Annotated in this window: 20 protein-coding genes; 14 read left to right on the forward strand and 6 right to left on the reverse strand. The window is 33.9% G+C overall.

From position 1 onward, the window contains the following. Window positions 1–64: 64 nt before the first annotated feature. The 8 genes from ACFX5E_RS07315 to ftsY all read left to right on the forward strand — a co-directional run bounded on the left by ACFX5E_RS07315 (window position 65) and on the right by ftsY (window position 5,128). Window positions 65–841 carry an exonuclease domain-containing protein gene (locus tag ACFX5E_RS07315; RefSeq protein WP_379854542.1) on the forward strand — a complete coding sequence of 259 codons (777 nt, stop codon included), beginning with the start codon at window positions 65–67 and terminating at the stop codon, window positions 839–841. Between the two features lie 37 nt (window positions 842–878). After that, complete coding sequence (locus ACFX5E_RS07320; protein WP_379854543.1) at window positions 879–1,490, forward strand: fumarylacetoacetate hydrolase family protein; 612 nt, start codon at window positions 879–881, stop codon at window positions 1,488–1,490. After that, window positions 1,490–1,834: an Hpt domain-containing protein gene (locus tag ACFX5E_RS07325; RefSeq protein WP_379854544.1), complete on the forward strand. Its 345-nt coding sequence runs from the start codon at window positions 1,490–1,492 to the stop codon at window positions 1,832–1,834. Before ACFX5E_RS07320 ends, ACFX5E_RS07325 begins: the two co-directional genes overlap by 1 nt. A 184-nt stretch (window positions 1,835–2,018) precedes the next feature. After that, window positions 2,019–3,272, forward strand: a complete 1,254-nt coding sequence (locus ACFX5E_RS07330) for a CinA family nicotinamide mononucleotide deamidase-related protein (protein WP_379854545.1) — start codon at window positions 2,019–2,021, stop codon at window positions 3,270–3,272. 71 nt (window positions 3,273–3,343) lie between these two features. After that, on the forward strand, window positions 3,344–3,580 hold the full coding sequence (rpmB, locus tag ACFX5E_RS07335) for a 50S ribosomal protein L28 (RefSeq protein ID WP_024980263.1): 237 nt from the start codon (window positions 3,344–3,346) through the stop codon (window positions 3,578–3,580). 27 nt (window positions 3,581–3,607) lie between these two features. Next, the gene (gene rpmG / locus ACFX5E_RS07340) at window positions 3,608–3,790 is read left to right on the forward strand and encodes a 50S ribosomal protein L33 (RefSeq protein WP_017495179.1); all 183 of its coding nucleotides are present in this window, start codon (window positions 3,608–3,610) and stop codon (window positions 3,788–3,790) included. Between the two features lie 74 nt (window positions 3,791–3,864). After that, entirely contained in the window at window positions 3,865–4,017 is a 153-nt protein-coding gene (locus tag ACFX5E_RS07345) for a DUF4295 domain-containing protein (RefSeq protein ID WP_379854546.1), read from the forward strand. Window positions 4,018–4,144: 127 nt separating this feature from the next. Next, window positions 4,145–5,128, forward strand: coding sequence for a signal recognition particle-docking protein FtsY (gene ftsY, locus ACFX5E_RS07350; protein WP_379854547.1), 984 nt, complete (start codon window positions 4,145–4,147; stop codon window positions 5,126–5,128). 188 nt (window positions 5,129–5,316) lie between these two features. On the opposite strand, the gene ACFX5E_RS07355 is transcribed toward ftsY, so the two are convergent. After that, window positions 5,317–6,387: a serine hydrolase domain-containing protein gene (locus ACFX5E_RS07355; RefSeq protein ID WP_379854548.1), complete on the reverse strand. Its 1,071-nt coding sequence runs from the start codon at window positions 6,385–6,387 to the stop codon at window positions 5,317–5,319. Between the two features lie 262 nt (window positions 6,388–6,649). Between ACFX5E_RS07355 and ACFX5E_RS07360 the strand changes: the two genes are divergently transcribed. Further along, window positions 6,650–7,093: a hypothetical protein gene (locus ACFX5E_RS07360; protein WP_379854549.1), complete on the forward strand. Its 444-nt coding sequence runs from the start codon at window positions 6,650–6,652 to the stop codon at window positions 7,091–7,093. Beyond that, entirely contained in the window at window positions 7,074–7,370 is a 297-nt protein-coding gene (locus ACFX5E_RS07365) for a DciA family protein (protein ID WP_035673647.1), read from the forward strand. The genes ACFX5E_RS07360 and ACFX5E_RS07365 overlap by 20 nt, the downstream gene beginning before the upstream one ends. Before the next feature lie 123 nt (window positions 7,371–7,493). On the opposite strand, the gene ACFX5E_RS07370 is transcribed toward ACFX5E_RS07365, so the two are convergent. The 3 genes from ACFX5E_RS07370 to bshC form a co-directional block, all read right to left on the reverse strand. Then, on the reverse strand, window positions 7,494–7,913 hold the full coding sequence (locus tag ACFX5E_RS07370; protein ID WP_073207465.1) for a nucleoside-diphosphate kinase: 420 nt from the start codon (window positions 7,911–7,913) through the stop codon (window positions 7,494–7,496). Window positions 7,914–8,024: 111 nt separating this feature from the next. Next, complete coding sequence (locus ACFX5E_RS07375; RefSeq protein WP_379854550.1) at window positions 8,025–9,296, reverse strand: acyltransferase family protein; 1,272 nt, start codon at window positions 9,294–9,296, stop codon at window positions 8,025–8,027. Window positions 9,297–9,332: 36 nt separating this feature from the next. Next, window positions 9,333–10,925: a bacillithiol biosynthesis cysteine-adding enzyme BshC gene (bshC, locus tag ACFX5E_RS07380; protein ID WP_379854551.1), complete on the reverse strand. Its 1,593-nt coding sequence runs from the start codon at window positions 10,923–10,925 to the stop codon at window positions 9,333–9,335. A 105-nt stretch (window positions 10,926–11,030) separates the two neighbouring features. Here bshC and ACFX5E_RS07385 point away from each other — a divergent pair, with 105 nt between their 5' ends. Genes ACFX5E_RS07385 through ACFX5E_RS07395 form a run of 3 tightly spaced genes read left to right on the forward strand, consistent with a single transcriptional unit; the run spans window position 11,031 to window position 13,371 of the window. Then, window positions 11,031–11,285, forward strand: a complete 255-nt coding sequence (locus tag ACFX5E_RS07385; RefSeq protein ID WP_379854553.1) for an autorepressor SdpR family transcription factor — start codon at window positions 11,031–11,033, stop codon at window positions 11,283–11,285. 4 nt (window positions 11,286–11,289) lie between these two features. Further along, window positions 11,290–11,943, forward strand: coding sequence for an SdpI family protein (locus ACFX5E_RS07390; protein WP_379854554.1), 654 nt, complete (start codon window positions 11,290–11,292; stop codon window positions 11,941–11,943). A 51-nt stretch (window positions 11,944–11,994) separates the two neighbouring features. Continuing rightward, the gene (locus ACFX5E_RS07395; protein WP_379854555.1) at window positions 11,995–13,371 is read left to right on the forward strand and encodes an alpha/beta hydrolase family protein; all 1,377 of its coding nucleotides are present in this window, start codon (window positions 11,995–11,997) and stop codon (window positions 13,369–13,371) included. A 57-nt stretch (window positions 13,372–13,428) separates the two neighbouring features. Here ACFX5E_RS07395 and ACFX5E_RS07400 read toward each other — a convergent pair whose 3' ends face one another. Then, entirely contained in the window at window positions 13,429–13,626 is a 198-nt protein-coding gene (locus ACFX5E_RS07400; protein WP_379854675.1) for a T9SS type B sorting domain-containing protein, read from the reverse strand. Between the two features lie 3 nt (window positions 13,627–13,629). After that, window positions 13,630–13,851 (reverse strand): hypothetical protein, encoded by a 222-nt coding sequence (locus ACFX5E_RS07405; RefSeq protein ID WP_379854556.1) that lies wholly within the window; start codon window positions 13,849–13,851, stop codon window positions 13,630–13,632. Window positions 13,852–13,861: 10 nt separating this feature from the next. Here ACFX5E_RS07405 and ACFX5E_RS07410 point away from each other — a divergent pair, with 10 nt between their 5' ends. Continuing rightward, on the forward strand, window positions 13,862–14,536 hold the full coding sequence (locus ACFX5E_RS07410) for an OmpP1/FadL family transporter (RefSeq protein WP_379854676.1): 675 nt from the start codon (window positions 13,862–13,864) through the stop codon (window positions 14,534–14,536). The last annotated feature ends 224 nt before the right edge of the window (window positions 14,537–14,760 follow it).

The following is a 14,760-nucleotide window of genomic DNA, read 5'->3' on the forward strand; positions in this document are numbered from 1 at the left end:
AACGTTGAACTTTAAACGAAATTAAGCCCAAATTTCTATATTTGTACTAATACAAAATATAGACATGGAATTAAAGTTAAGTAAACCAATTTGCTTTTTCGACCTGGAAACTACGGGAATAGATATCGGAAAAGACAGAATTGTAGAAATCTCAATATTCAAAGTTTTTCCCAACGGAAATAAAGAAAGTAAAACATGGTTAGTGAATCCCACTATTCCTATTCCAGCACAAACAACAGCGGTTCATGGAATTACTGACGAAAAAGTAGCCAATGAGCCAACCTTTAATGAGTTAGCTTTACAGGTTTACGCAATGATCAAAGACAGTGATTTGGCTGGATTTAATTCGGATCGTTTTGATATTCCCTTATTAGCGGAAGAATTATTGCGTGCCGGAGTAGATTTTGACATGAAAGGAAAAGTTTCTGTAGATGTTCAAACTATTTTCCATAAAATGGAGGAGCGGACCTTGTCTGCAGCCTTGAAATTTTATTGTGATAAAGGGCTGGAAAATGCACATTCTGCAGAAGCCGATACGATGGCCACTTATGAAATCCTAAAAGCACAATTGGATCGTTACCCGGAATTGGAAAATGACATGAAATTGCTTTCGGAATTTTCAACTAGAAAAAAGATTGCTGATTTTGCTGGAATGATCACTTTTGATAAAGATAATGAGGAGATTTTTTCATTTGGAAAACATAAGGGGGTAAAAGTGGATAAGGTTTTAGAAACCGAACCAGGATATTTCAGTTGGATTCAAAATGCCGATTTTCCTTTGTATACCAAAAAAGTTTTAACGGCAATCAAACTTCGAAAATTGAATACTAAATTAAGTTAATTTTTGAATCTTTCAATCATTGAATAATTAATAAGAAATGAAAATAATCTGCATCGGTAGAAATTATACCAATCATATAGAAGAGTTACAGAACGAAAGGCCAACAGAACCCGTAGTTTTTATGAAGCCGGATTCGGCTGTTTTGTTGAAGCAACATCCGTTTGTGATTCCTGAATTTTCGGAAGATGTTCACCATGAAATCGAAATTATTGTAAAAATAAATAAAGTTGGTAAGTATATTGAGCCTAAGTTTGCCCATAAATATTATGACGAAATCAGCGTTGGGATTGATTTTACAGCTCGGGATCTACAAGATAAATTAAAAGCAAAAGGGTTGCCTTGGGAAAAAGCAAAAGCGTTTGATGGTTCGGCGGTTATAGGCGAATTTATTCCAAAAAATCAATTTAATTCGTTAGAAAATATTACATTTGAATTGACCAGTAATAATGAAACGGTACAAAAAAGTAATTCCAGTCATATGTTGTGGAAAATTGATGAGCTAATTTCTTATGTTTCTCAGTTTTTTACGCTTAAAATTGGCGATATTATTTTCACAGGAACCCCGGAAGGAGTTGCTGCTGTAAAATCAGACGATGTTTTAGAAGGATTTTTAGAAGGACAACAACTCTTTAGAATACAAGTAAAATAATGGCTTTAAAATATAACCTTTCCAAAGTGTACGCACTTTCAGATAACGACCCAGAATTTGTAAATGAAATTCTGACTTTGTTCGTTACCGAAGTTCCTGAAGATTTAAAGCAAATCAAAGAGGGAATAAAGAAAAAAGATCATAAACATGCTTATGCTTATGCTCACAAAATTAAACCTACCCTTGATTTAATGGGTTTGAATGTCGCTTTTGAAGAAATTCTCCAAATTGAAGCTTGGACAAAAGCGGAAGGCAAAAAGAAAGAAATAAAAGAGACTTTTAAAAGCGTAAAGAATCAGGTTAATGACGCTATTAAGGAAATCAAAAAAGACTTTGATTTGTAAAATTTGGGCGTGACCACGCTTTCACTAGCGTTACAGCGTGGTCAGGCTATCCGTTGCAATCTCTCTCGTTAAAGAACGAGAGAGGATTTCCACTTTTATCCCTCACGCAAAAACGGAATGTGCTAATTTAGATGTTCCTTTTTTTAGATTAAAATCTCAAAATAAACTCCATCAACTTCAAGAAATGAAAGCAACTATAGTTACCATTGGTGATGAAATTTTAATAGGACAAATTGTCGATACGAATTCTGCTTTTATCGCCAAATCATTAGATAGAATTGGTGTTGAAATCAACGAAATGATTTCGATAAGCGATGATAAAAAGCATATTTTGGATACTTTTGCAAAGCTTCAAAATACGGTGGATTTAGTTGTTATAACTGGTGGTTTAGGACCTACAAAAGATGACATTACCAAGAAGACATTCTGCGACTATTTTGATGATGAATTGATTGTTAATAAAGAAGTCGAAAAACATGTTGTCGAGTTAATTGAGCGTGTGATGAATAGAAAAGCTTCGCAAATCAATAAAGATCAGGCACTTGTTCCTTCTAAATGCACGGTACTTCATAATCAGGTGGGAACAGCACCTGGAATGTGGATGAAAAAAGAAAATACGGTTTTCATTTCGCTTCCCGGTGTGCCCTATGAAATGAAATATTTAGTCGAGAATGAAATCATTCCAAAAGTAGTTCGGGAATACAAACGGCCTTACATTATCCATAAAACAATTCTTACTTACGGTCAGGGCGAAAGCCATGTGGCCGAACGTATTGAAGAATGGGAAAATAACCTTCCGGAATTTATAAAATTGGCTTATTTGCCAGCTCCGGGAAGGGTTCGTTTGAGGCTTTCTGCCAGAGGCACTGATAAAGAGAAATTAGAGGCGGCAATCGCCGAAAATGTACAATCATTGGATGCGATAATACACGATATTATTGGTGGTTTTGATGATGAAGAAACTCTAGAAGTGGTAGTTGGGAAAATGCTGGCAAAGCAAAACAAAACCCTTTCAACGGCTGAAAGTTGCACTGGAGGTAAGATCGCTCAAGTTTTAACTTCTGTTCCTGGATCTTCCCAGTATTTTAAAGGCAGTGTGGTTTCCTATGCAACAGAGGCTAAAATCAATGTACTTGGTATACCGGAAAACCTCATAAAAGAGCATTCTGTTGTGAGCAAAGAAGTAGTTTCGGCTATGGCAATGAGTATTAAAAAAATGATGAAAACGGATTACGCAATTGCGACAACTGGTAATGCTGGGCCGTCAAAAGGGGACTCAAAAGCTGATATTGGAACCGTTTTTATTGCATTGGCTACGCCAAACGATATAATTGTTGAAGAATTTAATTTTGGGCAACCACGTGAAAAAGTGATAGATAGAACAGTAATCAAGAGTTTAGAAATATTACAGAAAGAAATTTTGAAAAATGTGCTTTAATTATTTTGCATAATAGGTTTATTTTTCTTTTCTTTGCACCCTCGATTTGAATAACGATAAAAGATAAGATAATGTCAAGAGTTTGTGACCTTACAGGTAAAAGAGCGATGGTAGGAAATAACGTTTCTCACGCTATGAATAAAACTAAGAGAAAATTTTCTGTAAACTTAGTTAAAAAGCGTTTTTATCTTCCAGAAGAAGATAGATGGATTACTCTTAGAGTAGCAGCATCTACGATAAAAACAATTAATAAAAATGGAATCGCTGCAGTTTTGAAAAAAGCACAGTCAGAAGGATTTATTAAATAATCCAGTCCAAAATAAAAAAATAGCAAGATGGCAAAGAAAGGTAATAGAATCCAGGTAATTTTAGAATGTACTGAGCACAAGACTTCAGGTGTTGCAGGGACTTCAAGATACATCACAACAAAGAACAAAAAAAATACTCCAGACAGATTAGAGATTAAGAAATTTAATCCAATCTTGAAACGTGTAACAGTTCACAAAGAAATTAAGTAATAATTAAAGATTTTGATAAAAATATCAAATGGTGACATTTGTATATTTTGTTAAAATACATATACATTTAAATCATGGCAAAGAAAACAGTAGCAACGTTACAGACATCTTCTAAGAGATTATCAAAAGCCATCAAAATGGTGAAATCTCCAGTAACAGGTGCATATACATTCGTAGAATCTATTATGTCTCCAGAAGCAGTTGATGAATTCTTGAAAAAGAAATAGTTAACAATCACATTATATAGAAAAGCTACTTTCATTCGGAAGTAGCTTTTTTATTTTCTATATTTACCGTTAGAAAATCGTTTTGGCTCTTTAAGTCTAAATACTTCATTTTTAATACTATTACACAATGAGTTTTTTCAAAAGAATATTTTCCCAAGAGAAAAAAGACCCGAGCTTTAGCGAACAGGCGAAGCAAACATTAGACAAAGGTCTGGAAAAATCAAAAACAACTTTCTTTTCAAAATTGACCAAAGCGGTTGCTGGAAAGACTAAAGTTGATGATGACGTTTTAGATAATCTGGAAGAAATTCTTGTGGCTTCGGATGTAGGAGTGAATACCACATTGAAAATTATTACTCGAATAGAAAAGCGTGTCGCTGCGGATAAATATCTTGGAATAGAAGAACTCAATCAAATACTTCGAGAAGAAATAGCGAGTTTACTATCTGAAACTAACTCAGGTGAAGCTACTGAATTTGTAATTCCGATTCAAACTTCCAAACCTTATGTTTTAATGGTTGTTGGTGTCAACGGAGTTGGAAAAACAACTACTATAGGAAAACTAGCCTATCAATTTAAAAAACAAGGCTACAAAGTGGTTTTGGGTGCTGCAGATACTTTTCGTGCCGCAGCTATAGATCAATTGCAAATTTGGGCGGATAGAGTAGGAGTTCCTATTGTTCGTCAAGATATGGGAAGTGATCCTGCATCAGTGGCTTTTGATACCTTGCAATCCGCGGTTGCTCAAAATGCCGATATTGTCATAATTGATACGGCAGGACGTTTGCATAACAAAATTAATTTGATGAACGAATTGACAAAAGTGAAGCGAGTAATGCAAAAGGTAGTGGGCGATGCACCTCACGATGTTTTATTAGTTCTTGATGGTTCTACGGGTCAAAATGCGTTTGAGCAAGCCAAACAATTTACTGCTGCAACAGAAGTTACTTGTTTAGCGGTTACCAAATTGGACGGGACTGCCAAAGGTGGTGTAGTCATTGGGATTTCAGATCAATTTCAGATTCCTGTGAAATACATTGGTGTAGGTGAAAAAATTGAAGATTTACAGGTCTTTAATAAATATGAATTTGTAGATAGTTTTTTTAAATAATAAGTGCAATGAATTTTTCTTCTTTTAAAAATACGAATCCGATTTATTTCTATTTTATCAGTATTTCTTCTTTTGTTTTGGCTAATATCGTTAGAGACAAAAGTATTGGCTTTTATTATTTTTTGTTGGCTGTTGGTGTGGTTTTCTTTTTGCTTGGTATAGTAAAAAGAATAAAAAATAAATGATTTTTATTGGTACAATGCGCTAATTTTCGCCCACAGTGTTAGATCAAAATCAGATAGCGCCAAATTTACATTATCGGCAGCATCGCCCATTCTGATTACTACCATTTTCTTGCTTGGAATGACATATATTTTTTGATCATTTTTACCCAAAGCCATAAACATATCATTTGGAGCAGTAGGAATAATACTTCCGGGAATTGTAAGTTGTGATTGTGGTAAATGGTAACTTGCTTTTCCGTTTAGCCACCATAAATAGCCATAACTGAGGTTTATATTTTGAGAAGTGGTTGTAGCTTCGTTAAAATACGTTTCGTTCAAAATAATATTGTTTTCCCATTTTCCTTTATTGTACATCAATAATCCAAAACGAGCCATACTCCGTGTAGTGCTCCCGTAAACAGAATTATTGCCAGATTGAAACCAAGCTCCATCCATTCCTATTTTGTCTCTTAATTTTGTATTGAAATAAGTGTTCCAAGTTTGTCCCGAAGCCTGAGCAATCACGTCTTGCAATTTTACATATACATTATGATAGGCCCAACGCGCAGCCGCATCAGCTTTGTATTGGAGACTTGATGGCGAAACATCATCCCCATTGGCAATATCTTCGATACCGGAAGTCATGGTGAGTAAGTTTTTGCAGGTAATTAGATTTTCTTGTGCCAGAGTTTCACTTGTCCAACCCGTTCCAATATATTGTGAAACTTTATTATTTATGTTTAAAATTCCTTCCTGTTGTGCAATTCCAGTTAGGGTGGAAGTCAATGTTTTTCCGGCACTTGCCCAATACCAATTAGTAGATGCTGCATGACCATTGAAATAATTTTCCATTACGATGCGGCCATTAACTAGAATAATGAAACCTTTAGACTGTTTGAGTTCTAAATAATCTAAAAGTGGTTGAACGGCTGCTTGTTTCCATCCCAAAGATGCAATTGATTTTGTTTCCCAAATAGTACCTGTTAATGGAGGAAAATAAATCGTTTCTGTTGTTGTAGCAGCAGGCTCAACAGTTTCGGAATTGCAACTGAAACATAAGAATAGGATAAGGAAACTATAGATTGTTTTTGGCATCGTACAAATGATTTATTTCTAATTAGTTTAAGACCAAAAATATATAAAATAGTTTAATCTGTTTTTGCTTTTTTTGTTTTCTTTGCGTTTATTAAGTTTAACTTTGTCTTTGAAACGAAAGTAGTATTTGGTTTCGAATGCCCTAGCCCTGATGGAAACGGCATCCGTTCCCGTCCTGAACATGTTTCAAGATCCCGAAACATGTTCAGGACGGGAAAGATATAGTAGACAGCAGGAAATAGCTCTTAAAAATAATAATTATATGAAAAACGTATTTAGAATTTTATTTATTTTACTGTTTTTTGTTGCCTGTCAGCAAAAGGTAACTCCTGCGGATGTTGCTAAAATTAATGGATATTGGGAAATTGAAAAAGTAGTCTTTGACCAAGGAAAAGATAAGAATTATGGGATGAATGAAAGTTATGATTATTTTCAAATAGGTAAAAATAATAGTGGAACCAGAAAAAAGGTGATGCCGCAATTAGACGGTACTTTTTTGGTAAACAATACCTATGAAAATGTAACCGTGCGATTTGCAGCCGATAAAACTTTTTTAGATTATTCGACTCCGTTTACAAAATGGAGTGAGGAATTGATTTCCCTTTCTCAGGATAAGATGGTGCTTATAAATCCAGAGAAAAAAGAATATCACTATAAGAAAACGGGACCAATAAATCTACTAGGCGATGGCAAAAAGACTAAATAATCAAAGTACGATAGGGGATGTTTTGAAACAAATTATCCAAGTAAATAAACTTCAACCCGGAATGGACCAGATTGATGTAAAGGATGCGTGGAAAAATCTGATGGGAAACGGTGTAAATAGCTATACTAATAACGTGGTTCTGAAAGGTTCGACTTTATATGTTGAATTAACTTCGTCGGTTTTGAGAGAAGAATTGAGTCACGGAAGGTCTAAAATTGTTGCGATGATTAATGAAGAATTGCGTCGGGATGTTGTGAAGGATGTAGTTTTAAGATAATTATTTTAGATTGTTGATTAACGATTGTAGATTTCAGATTTTCTTTTTCATAAAAAAATCCCGTCCCGATTTTATCGGGACGGGATTTTTATTTATACGATTTTCTAAATCTTAATTCATAAATTAAAACTGCTCTCTTCCAGCAAAATGGAAAGCACCTTCGATAGCTGCATTTTCATCGCTATCAGAACCGTGAACTGCATTTTCTCCAATAGAAGTTGCGTATGCTTTACGGATAGTTCCTTCAGCAGCTTCAGCTGGGTTTGTAGCACCAATTAAAGTTCTGAAATCTTCAACAGCATTGTCTTTTTCTAAAATAGCAGCAACAATAGGACCACGAGTCATGAATTCAACTAATTCACCGTAGAAAGGTCTTGCAGCGTGCACAGCATAAAATGCTTGTGCATCAGCAATTGTTAATTGAGTTAATTTCAAAGAAACAATTTTGAAACCAGCAGTTGTAATCATTGCTAATATATTTCCGATGTGTCCGTTTTCAACGCCATCAGGCTTAATCATTGTAAAAGTTCTATTAGTAGCCATTTTATTTTCTGTTTTTTAATTTTGTGCAAAAATAGACTTTTTTTTGAATTGAAATTATTAAATAAGCGGTTTAGCCGCTTTTATTTATTTAAAAATGCTGTTTTTATCGTTTTATACTTTAAAGATCAGCTTGTTTTTGTAAAATATCCACAAAATGAGAGACCAAATTCCAACATAAATTAAAGCTCCAACTAGGGATGACAATAAAGGATTATCGAAAAAAGGCGAAATCCAAAAACTATAAAGATATTTTTGAAGATTAATTTGTTCTGACGGTATTTTTGGATTTTGAAATTGAATCATTCTCAATCCTTGCGGAATAATACCAGAGAAAAAGAATACTACCATGGGATTTACTCCCCAAATTAGAAACAGTTTTGTCCATTTTTTATTGTCTATGACTTCAATGACATAAAACAAAACGGTTAAACACAGTATTGCTAATCCGGAAGTATATAAGACATAGGAACTGGTCCAAAGTGATTTGTTGATGGGAAACAGAATGTTCCAAAGTAGTCCCAATAAAGTAAGTATTAAACCTATTATTGCCATTTTTTTGACAATTTCCAACTTTGGTAAAGGACGATTAATCAATTGTCCAATTAGTAACCCGATTATTCCTGAAGCAATTGCTGGAATTGTGCTTAAGATGCCTTCGGGATCCCAAGTTTTCGAAAAAATCCACATGTGTCCTTCTAATATTACACTATCTAACCAAGCGCCCAAGTTGGTTCCTTTTTCAAAGTTTGCCGCTCCAATGCCCGGAACGGGTACTAAAGCCATTAATCCCCAATATATTAGTAATAGTGCTATAGCGGTTAGAAGTTGTGTTTTTTGACTGGTTTTTAAATACAATAGAGAAACGAAAAAATAGACAATTCCGATTCGTTGAAGCACGCCTGGAATTCTAACCTCTTGATATGCTTCGATACCGCTGTATGCTAAAAACAGCAAAGCAACAAAAACGAAAACTGTCAAATAGGTCTTTATTTTTAGACTGAAGTTACCCAAAAGCGCATAACTTACTCCGATTGTCATGACTAATCTGCCTACTAATAATGGAATTCCTTGCAGACCAAAAAGTTCTATTTTACCAAAAAAATTAAGGAATAATCCCAAACAAAAAATTCGTAAAGCGCGTATAGTTGTTTTATTGAAAGTTGCGCTATCAAACTGTTTAGTGGGCATTGCAAAAGATATGGCGACAGCCATTATAAAAATAAAGAAAGGAAAGACCAAATCGGTTGGCGTACATCCATTCCATTCCGCATGTTCTAACGGCGGATAAATATGATCCCAACTTCCAGGATTATTTACAATTGTCATCAATAAAATTGTGAACCCTCTAAATGTATCCAGTGAAATTAAGCGTTCTTTGGTCATTGATTTTTGGTTGGTTTTGGTTAATAGTGCTTGAATTTATGGCACCAAAATAATATCGAAATTTTGTCCCAAAGGTTTCAATTTATTGATAATCATAGGAATCAGATTCTCTCCATTTTCTAAATAAAATTCAGAGAAATTAGCCTGACGCTCCTGTAAACTTTCGTTTGGAAACAAATCGTTTTGTAATTCTGCGATGCGCTGTAATATATCACTTAGTTTTCTTTTTTGTGCTTTTAGAAGTCGTTTCTCCAAATTTGCCAATCCTTTGGTTTGTTTTACTTCTTGTGCTTTTACCGCTCCAATAAAGGATTTGTCCGTATGTTTTGCGATTTCATATAGTGATCCGAATTGTTTTTGCAAGTGCTCTTTCATCGCTGACAAATCGATTGGAAATTCAGATAATTGTTTGGTTTTATTGTTTAATAATTCAGCTTGTTTTGAAAATACATCTTTCCAACTCAAACTTAGTTTTTCTGCTTTTTTAGCTTGTTTTTCGGTTGCTAATAGTACCGAATTTCTCAGTAATAATATTGGAAAAGTTACTTTTGCAGCAGCAAAAAATGATTTTAATTCCAACCAATACGCAATTTCTCCGCCTCCGCCAATGTAACATAGATTTGGTAAAATCACTTCTTGGTATAACGGACGCATAATCACATTAGGACTGAATTTTTCGGGATGATTTTCTAATAATGCTAGAATTTCACTTTCAGAAAATTCAATTTTAGTGTGATTTACTTTGTATTTCCCATTTTCAAGAATAATACGTTCACGAAGCTTATCTTCGATAAAAAACAAATTGATTTCACGAGGATTGACCTGAATCGTATAGTCTTTTAGTTGTTTGGCAGTTTCGAGTACTAATGGATATGAAGATTGATGCAGCAATTCTTCTTTAGCATAAGGAATAAAAGCTCGTTTTAAATCGGAATTTTCCGCATCCAGAATAACCAAACCGTATGCGCCAAATAATGCATTAGCTAAATGTCTTGTAGCATCAGCCAAATTAGCATGAGTGAGATACGATTCCTGAAACATTTTTTTTAGGGTCTCGGCATTGGTACTGGAACCAATTTCTAGCGCATATATTTCAAAGAAATCTTCTAAACCTTTAGTAGATAATCTCCCAACAGGACCTGTACTTTCAGTATTCCATCGGAATTTTTTTCCTTTAAAATTAAAATAATTGATTTCTTCAAAATCGTGGTCTTCGGTTGCCATCCAATAAATGGGTACGAAATTATAGTTTGGATATTTCGCTTTTAATTCGGTTGTTAAATTAATGGTCGAAATAATCTTATACAAAAAATACAAAGGTCCACTGAATAAATTTAATTGATGACCAGTGGTGACCGTAAATGTATTTAGAAGTGCTAAAGCTTCAATATTTTGTTTAGTTAAAGCCGATGTTTCAACTTTTAAATATTGTTTTTGTAAAGCCGAAACTAAAATAGGTCTGTTATGATTGTCGTAGTTGTTTTGCTTTTCTAGGATTTGGCTTTCAAAGTTTTCAAGTTTTGGAAATCTATTGTATAGAGAATCTAAATTGTTTTTTTGATCTAAATAATCGTTCATCAAAGAAGAGAAATATCCGGAGTTTTGATAGCTGATACAGTCGGTTGGCATATTGGATTTTATTTGATGCTAAATTACCGAAAAATATCGGAACAAATATTTGCTAAAGCGAAAAAATATTTAGACATTTGTCTAAATATATAAATACTTTAAATAATGAATGCCATTTTTAAAGCTTTAAATGACGCCACTCGGAGAGAAATATTGGAACTTTTGAAAAAAAAGGAATTGGCAGCGGGTGAAATCGCGGATCATTTTGATATTTCAAAACCCAGTATTTCTCACCATTTGGATATTTTAAAACAAGCCGATTTAATTACCTCTGAAAAAAAAGGACAATTCGTAATTTATTCTATCAACACTATTATAATGGAAGATGTTTTGCAATGGATATTAACTTTTAAAAAATAAAAAAATGAAATTAACTTTAAGAAAAGAATTACCTATTATCGGAATTGTATTGACTCCTTTTGTGTATTTAGCCGTAATCTGGAATAGTCTTCCTGAAAGAGTTCCGATACATTGGAATTTGAAAGGAGAAATTGACGATTGGGGTAGTAAGTATTCGTTATTTATATTATTGTTTATGCTGCCTGTTTTGATGTATGTTATCATGCTTGCAGCTTCAAAACTGGATCCTAAAAAAAGAATGGATTTAATGGGTGGTAAATTTTATCAGTTGAAGTTTTTTCTGGTTTTGTTTATGTCCTTGGTGGCTTTGTTTATTTTGTACATCACAAAAAATCAATTCTTTTCTAATCCAAGTTTAATTTATGTAACTGTAGGTGTTTTATTAATGGTTTTTGGTAACTATTTCAAGGTCATTCAGCCTAATTATTTTATCGGAATTCGAACGCCATGGACTTTAGAAAACATCGAAGTTTGGAAAGTTACACATGCTTTTGCTGGTCAACTTTGGTTTATTGGTGGTGTAATAATAGTTTTAGGCGGATTGATTTTTCCGGATTTTACTTTTTCCAAAGCTTTTATTGGTATTGGTTTCACTTTAGCATTCGTGCCAATAGTGTATTCTTATATTAAGTTTAAGGAGATAGAGAAAAAGAGTTAGGAGTTTTAAGAATTTAGTACCAATTATAATTTATAGATTTAATCAAATAAAATGAAGAAAACAGTATTTTTTTTAATAGCAATTTTAGCTTCTTTTACAATGGTCGGGCAAGAAATTTCAGGGCAATGGAATGGGGTTTTGAAAGTTCCCGGGGCACAGTTAAGAGTTGTATTTAATATCAGTAAATCCGAAAATGGTTATAGCTCGACGATGGATAGTCCCGATCAAGGAGTCAAAGGAATTCCGATAACGACCACAAGTTTTGCAAACTCTATTTTGAAGCTGCAAATACCGGCTGCAGCAATTGTTTATGAGGGAATATTAAATAAGGATAATATAATTGTTGGTAATTTTGTGCAAGGAGGTCAATCCTTTGCTTTGAATATGTCAAGAGGGAGTATAGAAGAAAAAGTAGTAATAAGACCTCAAGAGCCACAAAAGCCCTATCCCTATTATACGGAAGAAGTAACATTTGAAAATAAAACAGATAAAAATGTTTTAGCAGGAACTTTAAGTTTGCCCCAAAAAGAAGGTCACTTTCCTGCTGTGATTTTGATTACAGGTAGCGGTCCGCAAAACAGAGATGAAGAATTAATGGGACACAAACCCTTTCTTGTTTTAGCCGATTATTTGACTAAAAAAGGAATTGCAGTTTTAAGATTTGATGATCGCGGAGTTGCCAAATCTACGGGCGATTTTAAAAAAGCAACCACTATGGATTTTGCTAAAGACGTTCAAGCAGGAGTTGATTATTTGCGTAGCAGAAAAGAAATTGATAAAAGTAAAATTGGATTAATTGGACACAGTGAAGGAGGAGTAATTGCACCTATTGTTGTGGGGAATTCGAAGGATATAGATTTTATTGTATTATTGGCTGGAACAGGAATTCGAGGAGATAAATTGATGCTTTTGCAAAAGGAAAAAATAGAACGACAAATGGGAGTTCCCGAAAGTGAAATTCAAAAGGGGCAAGAAATTTTTCAAGGTGCTTATGATATAGTTTTAGCCTCGAGCGACAGTGATACTAATCTAAAAACTAAAATAAATAATTATTTAAAATTGCAATTTGGATATAAAATGTCAGAGGCACAAATCAGCGGATTAACTTCACAAATTGCCAGTCCTTGGATGGTTAATTTTCTGAAATTCGATCCTGCCACTGCTTTAGAAAAAGTGAAATGTCCTGTTTTGGCAATAAATGGAGATAAAGATTTGCAAGTTCCTGCTGATGTAAATATAAATGCGATTAAAAAGGTGTTGGCAAAAGGAGGTAATAAAAAAGTAACTACCAAAATAGTACCTAATCTCAATCATCTGTTTCAGGAATGCAAAACCGGTTCTCCTGATGAATATGCAATGATTGAACAAACATTCTCTCCAATTGCATTAGAGGAAATATCCAACTGGATTTTAGTTCAAGTCAAGTAATAGAATATATATTATGCGTAAAAAGTCCATTTATTGGGCTTTTTTTGTGTTATTTTTTTACCTCTTCAAGCTAAAATGACCTCGATATTCGGATCCATCCGTTCTTTTCACCACAAACCAATAATCCGTTGCAGGAAGTTCTTGACCATTAAAAGTTCCATCCCAACCACTATTGTTTTTTAATTCGGTTATGAATTTTCCGTAGCGATCAAATATTTGAACGGTTAAATCCTCTTCGATATCAGAAAATTTGATTTTCTAGGTGTCATTGAAACCATCTCCATTTGGGGTAAAAAATTTAGGATATGACAATGATGAATCATCAATTGTTAAATTACAATCTGTAGCTCCTGAAATTCGGGCGATTATCAAAATTCGATTGCTTTCACAATTGTCTATAGTTTGTGATGCATAGTAATTACTTCCATTTTGTAGTAATTCTGAATCCGGTAATAATGCACCATTAACTAATGAATACAACGTTTCAAGAATTCAATTCAATAATTACGGTACTGGATTCTCATTTCAAGTGGGAGCCATTGCAAAATTGACGAATGAAGTTCGTTTGGGGTTGGCTTATGAATCTTCAACTTGGTGCAAACTGAATTATGAATTATCACAAAGTCTTGTTGCTGTGCGCGCTAATACAGGTGGAGAATTACCATCTGATGTTGTAGACCCTCAGGTAGTCAATATTTACCAAGCTTATAAATTACAAACTCCAAGCAAATTGACCGGAAGTTTTGCCTATGTTTTTGGAAAATCGGGTTTAATAAGTATCGATTATGCCATGAAAAATTACAGTAATACTAAATTTAAACCAGAAAATGATCCTTATTTCAATACCCTAAACGACGATATGAATTCGATATTGGATACTACCGGAGAATTAAGAATAGGTGCTGAATATAAAATTGAGGCTTTGAGCTTAAGAGCAGGATATCGTTACGAACAAAGTCCTTATAAAAACAAAGTGACTATTGGTGATTTGACTGGCTATTCAGCAGGTTTAGGATACAGTTTTGGTTCAACCAAAGTAGACTTAGCTTATTCGTATGCCAAAAGAAATTTCCAACAAGGATTTTTTGGTCAAGGATTTACTGATGGCGCAAGAATAGATGCAATAAACAACAATGTTTCGCTAACATTAGCGTTTGAATTGTAAAATCACACCAGAAATAAAATTTAGAATCCGATTCGTGATTATGAAACGGATTTTTTTTATCCCTGATGGTAGTGAAAATCCTCCCGCTTTTTCTCGGGAGATTACTTCACCTAGCACTCATTTTTATAGGAGTTCAGTGAACTTTGTTTGCAGCGTACAGCAGGAATAGCTTCACAAAAAAACTGAAAAGGAACTGAAACAAGTTCAGTTTGAATAAAAAATTG

This window comes from Flavobacterium xylosi, from assembly GCF_042787345.1.
GTDB lineage: Bacteria > Bacteroidota > Bacteroidia > Flavobacteriales > Flavobacteriaceae > Flavobacterium > Flavobacterium xylosi.

What these genes read in the sequence shown, in the direction of transcription:
- ACFX5E_RS07330 (WP_379854545.1), top strand. Translation starts at nt 2,019, where the DNA reads ATGAAAGCAACTATAGTTACCATTGGTGATGAAATTTTAATAGGACAA.
- ACFX5E_RS07355 (WP_379854548.1), bottom strand. Translation starts at nt 6,387, where the DNA reads ATGCCAAAAACAATCTATAGTTTCCTTATCCTATTCTTATGTTTCAGT.
- rpmG (WP_017495179.1), top strand. Translation starts at nt 3,608, where the DNA reads ATGGCAAAGAAAGGTAATAGAATCCAGGTAATTTTAGAATGTACTGAG.
- bshC (WP_379854551.1), bottom strand. Translation starts at nt 10,925, where the DNA reads ATGCCAACCGACTGTATCAGCTATCAAAACTCCGGATATTTCTCTTCT.
- ACFX5E_RS07360 (WP_379854549.1), top strand. Translation starts at nt 6,650, where the DNA reads ATGAAAAACGTATTTAGAATTTTATTTATTTTACTGTTTTTTGTTGCC.
- ACFX5E_RS07320 (WP_379854543.1), top strand. Translation starts at nt 879, where the DNA reads ATGAAAATAATCTGCATCGGTAGAAATTATACCAATCATATAGAAGAG.
- ACFX5E_RS07315 (WP_379854542.1), top strand. Translation starts at nt 65, where the DNA reads ATGGAATTAAAGTTAAGTAAACCAATTTGCTTTTTCGACCTGGAAACT.
- ACFX5E_RS07345 (WP_379854546.1), top strand. Translation starts at nt 3,865, where the DNA reads ATGGCAAAGAAAACAGTAGCAACGTTACAGACATCTTCTAAGAGATTA.
- ACFX5E_RS07390 (WP_379854554.1), top strand. Translation starts at nt 11,290, where the DNA reads ATGAAATTAACTTTAAGAAAAGAATTACCTATTATCGGAATTGTATTG.
- ACFX5E_RS07385 (WP_379854553.1), top strand. Translation starts at nt 11,031, where the DNA reads ATGAATGCCATTTTTAAAGCTTTAAATGACGCCACTCGGAGAGAAATA.
- ACFX5E_RS07375 (WP_379854550.1), bottom strand. Translation starts at nt 9,296, where the DNA reads ATGACCAAAGAACGCTTAATTTCACTGGATACATTTAGAGGGTTCACA.
- ACFX5E_RS07395 (WP_379854555.1), top strand. Translation starts at nt 11,995, where the DNA reads ATGAAGAAAACAGTATTTTTTTTAATAGCAATTTTAGCTTCTTTTACA.
- rpmB (WP_024980263.1), top strand. Translation starts at nt 3,344, where the DNA reads ATGTCAAGAGTTTGTGACCTTACAGGTAAAAGAGCGATGGTAGGAAAT.
- ACFX5E_RS07370 (WP_073207465.1), bottom strand. Translation starts at nt 7,913, where the DNA reads ATGGCTACTAATAGAACTTTTACAATGATTAAGCCTGATGGCGTTGAA.
- ftsY (WP_379854547.1), top strand. Translation starts at nt 4,145, where the DNA reads ATGAGTTTTTTCAAAAGAATATTTTCCCAAGAGAAAAAAGACCCGAGC.
- ACFX5E_RS07325 (WP_379854544.1), top strand. Translation starts at nt 1,490, where the DNA reads ATGGCTTTAAAATATAACCTTTCCAAAGTGTACGCACTTTCAGATAAC.
- ACFX5E_RS07365 (WP_035673647.1), top strand. Translation starts at nt 7,074, where the DNA reads ATGGCAAAAAGACTAAATAATCAAAGTACGATAGGGGATGTTTTGAAA.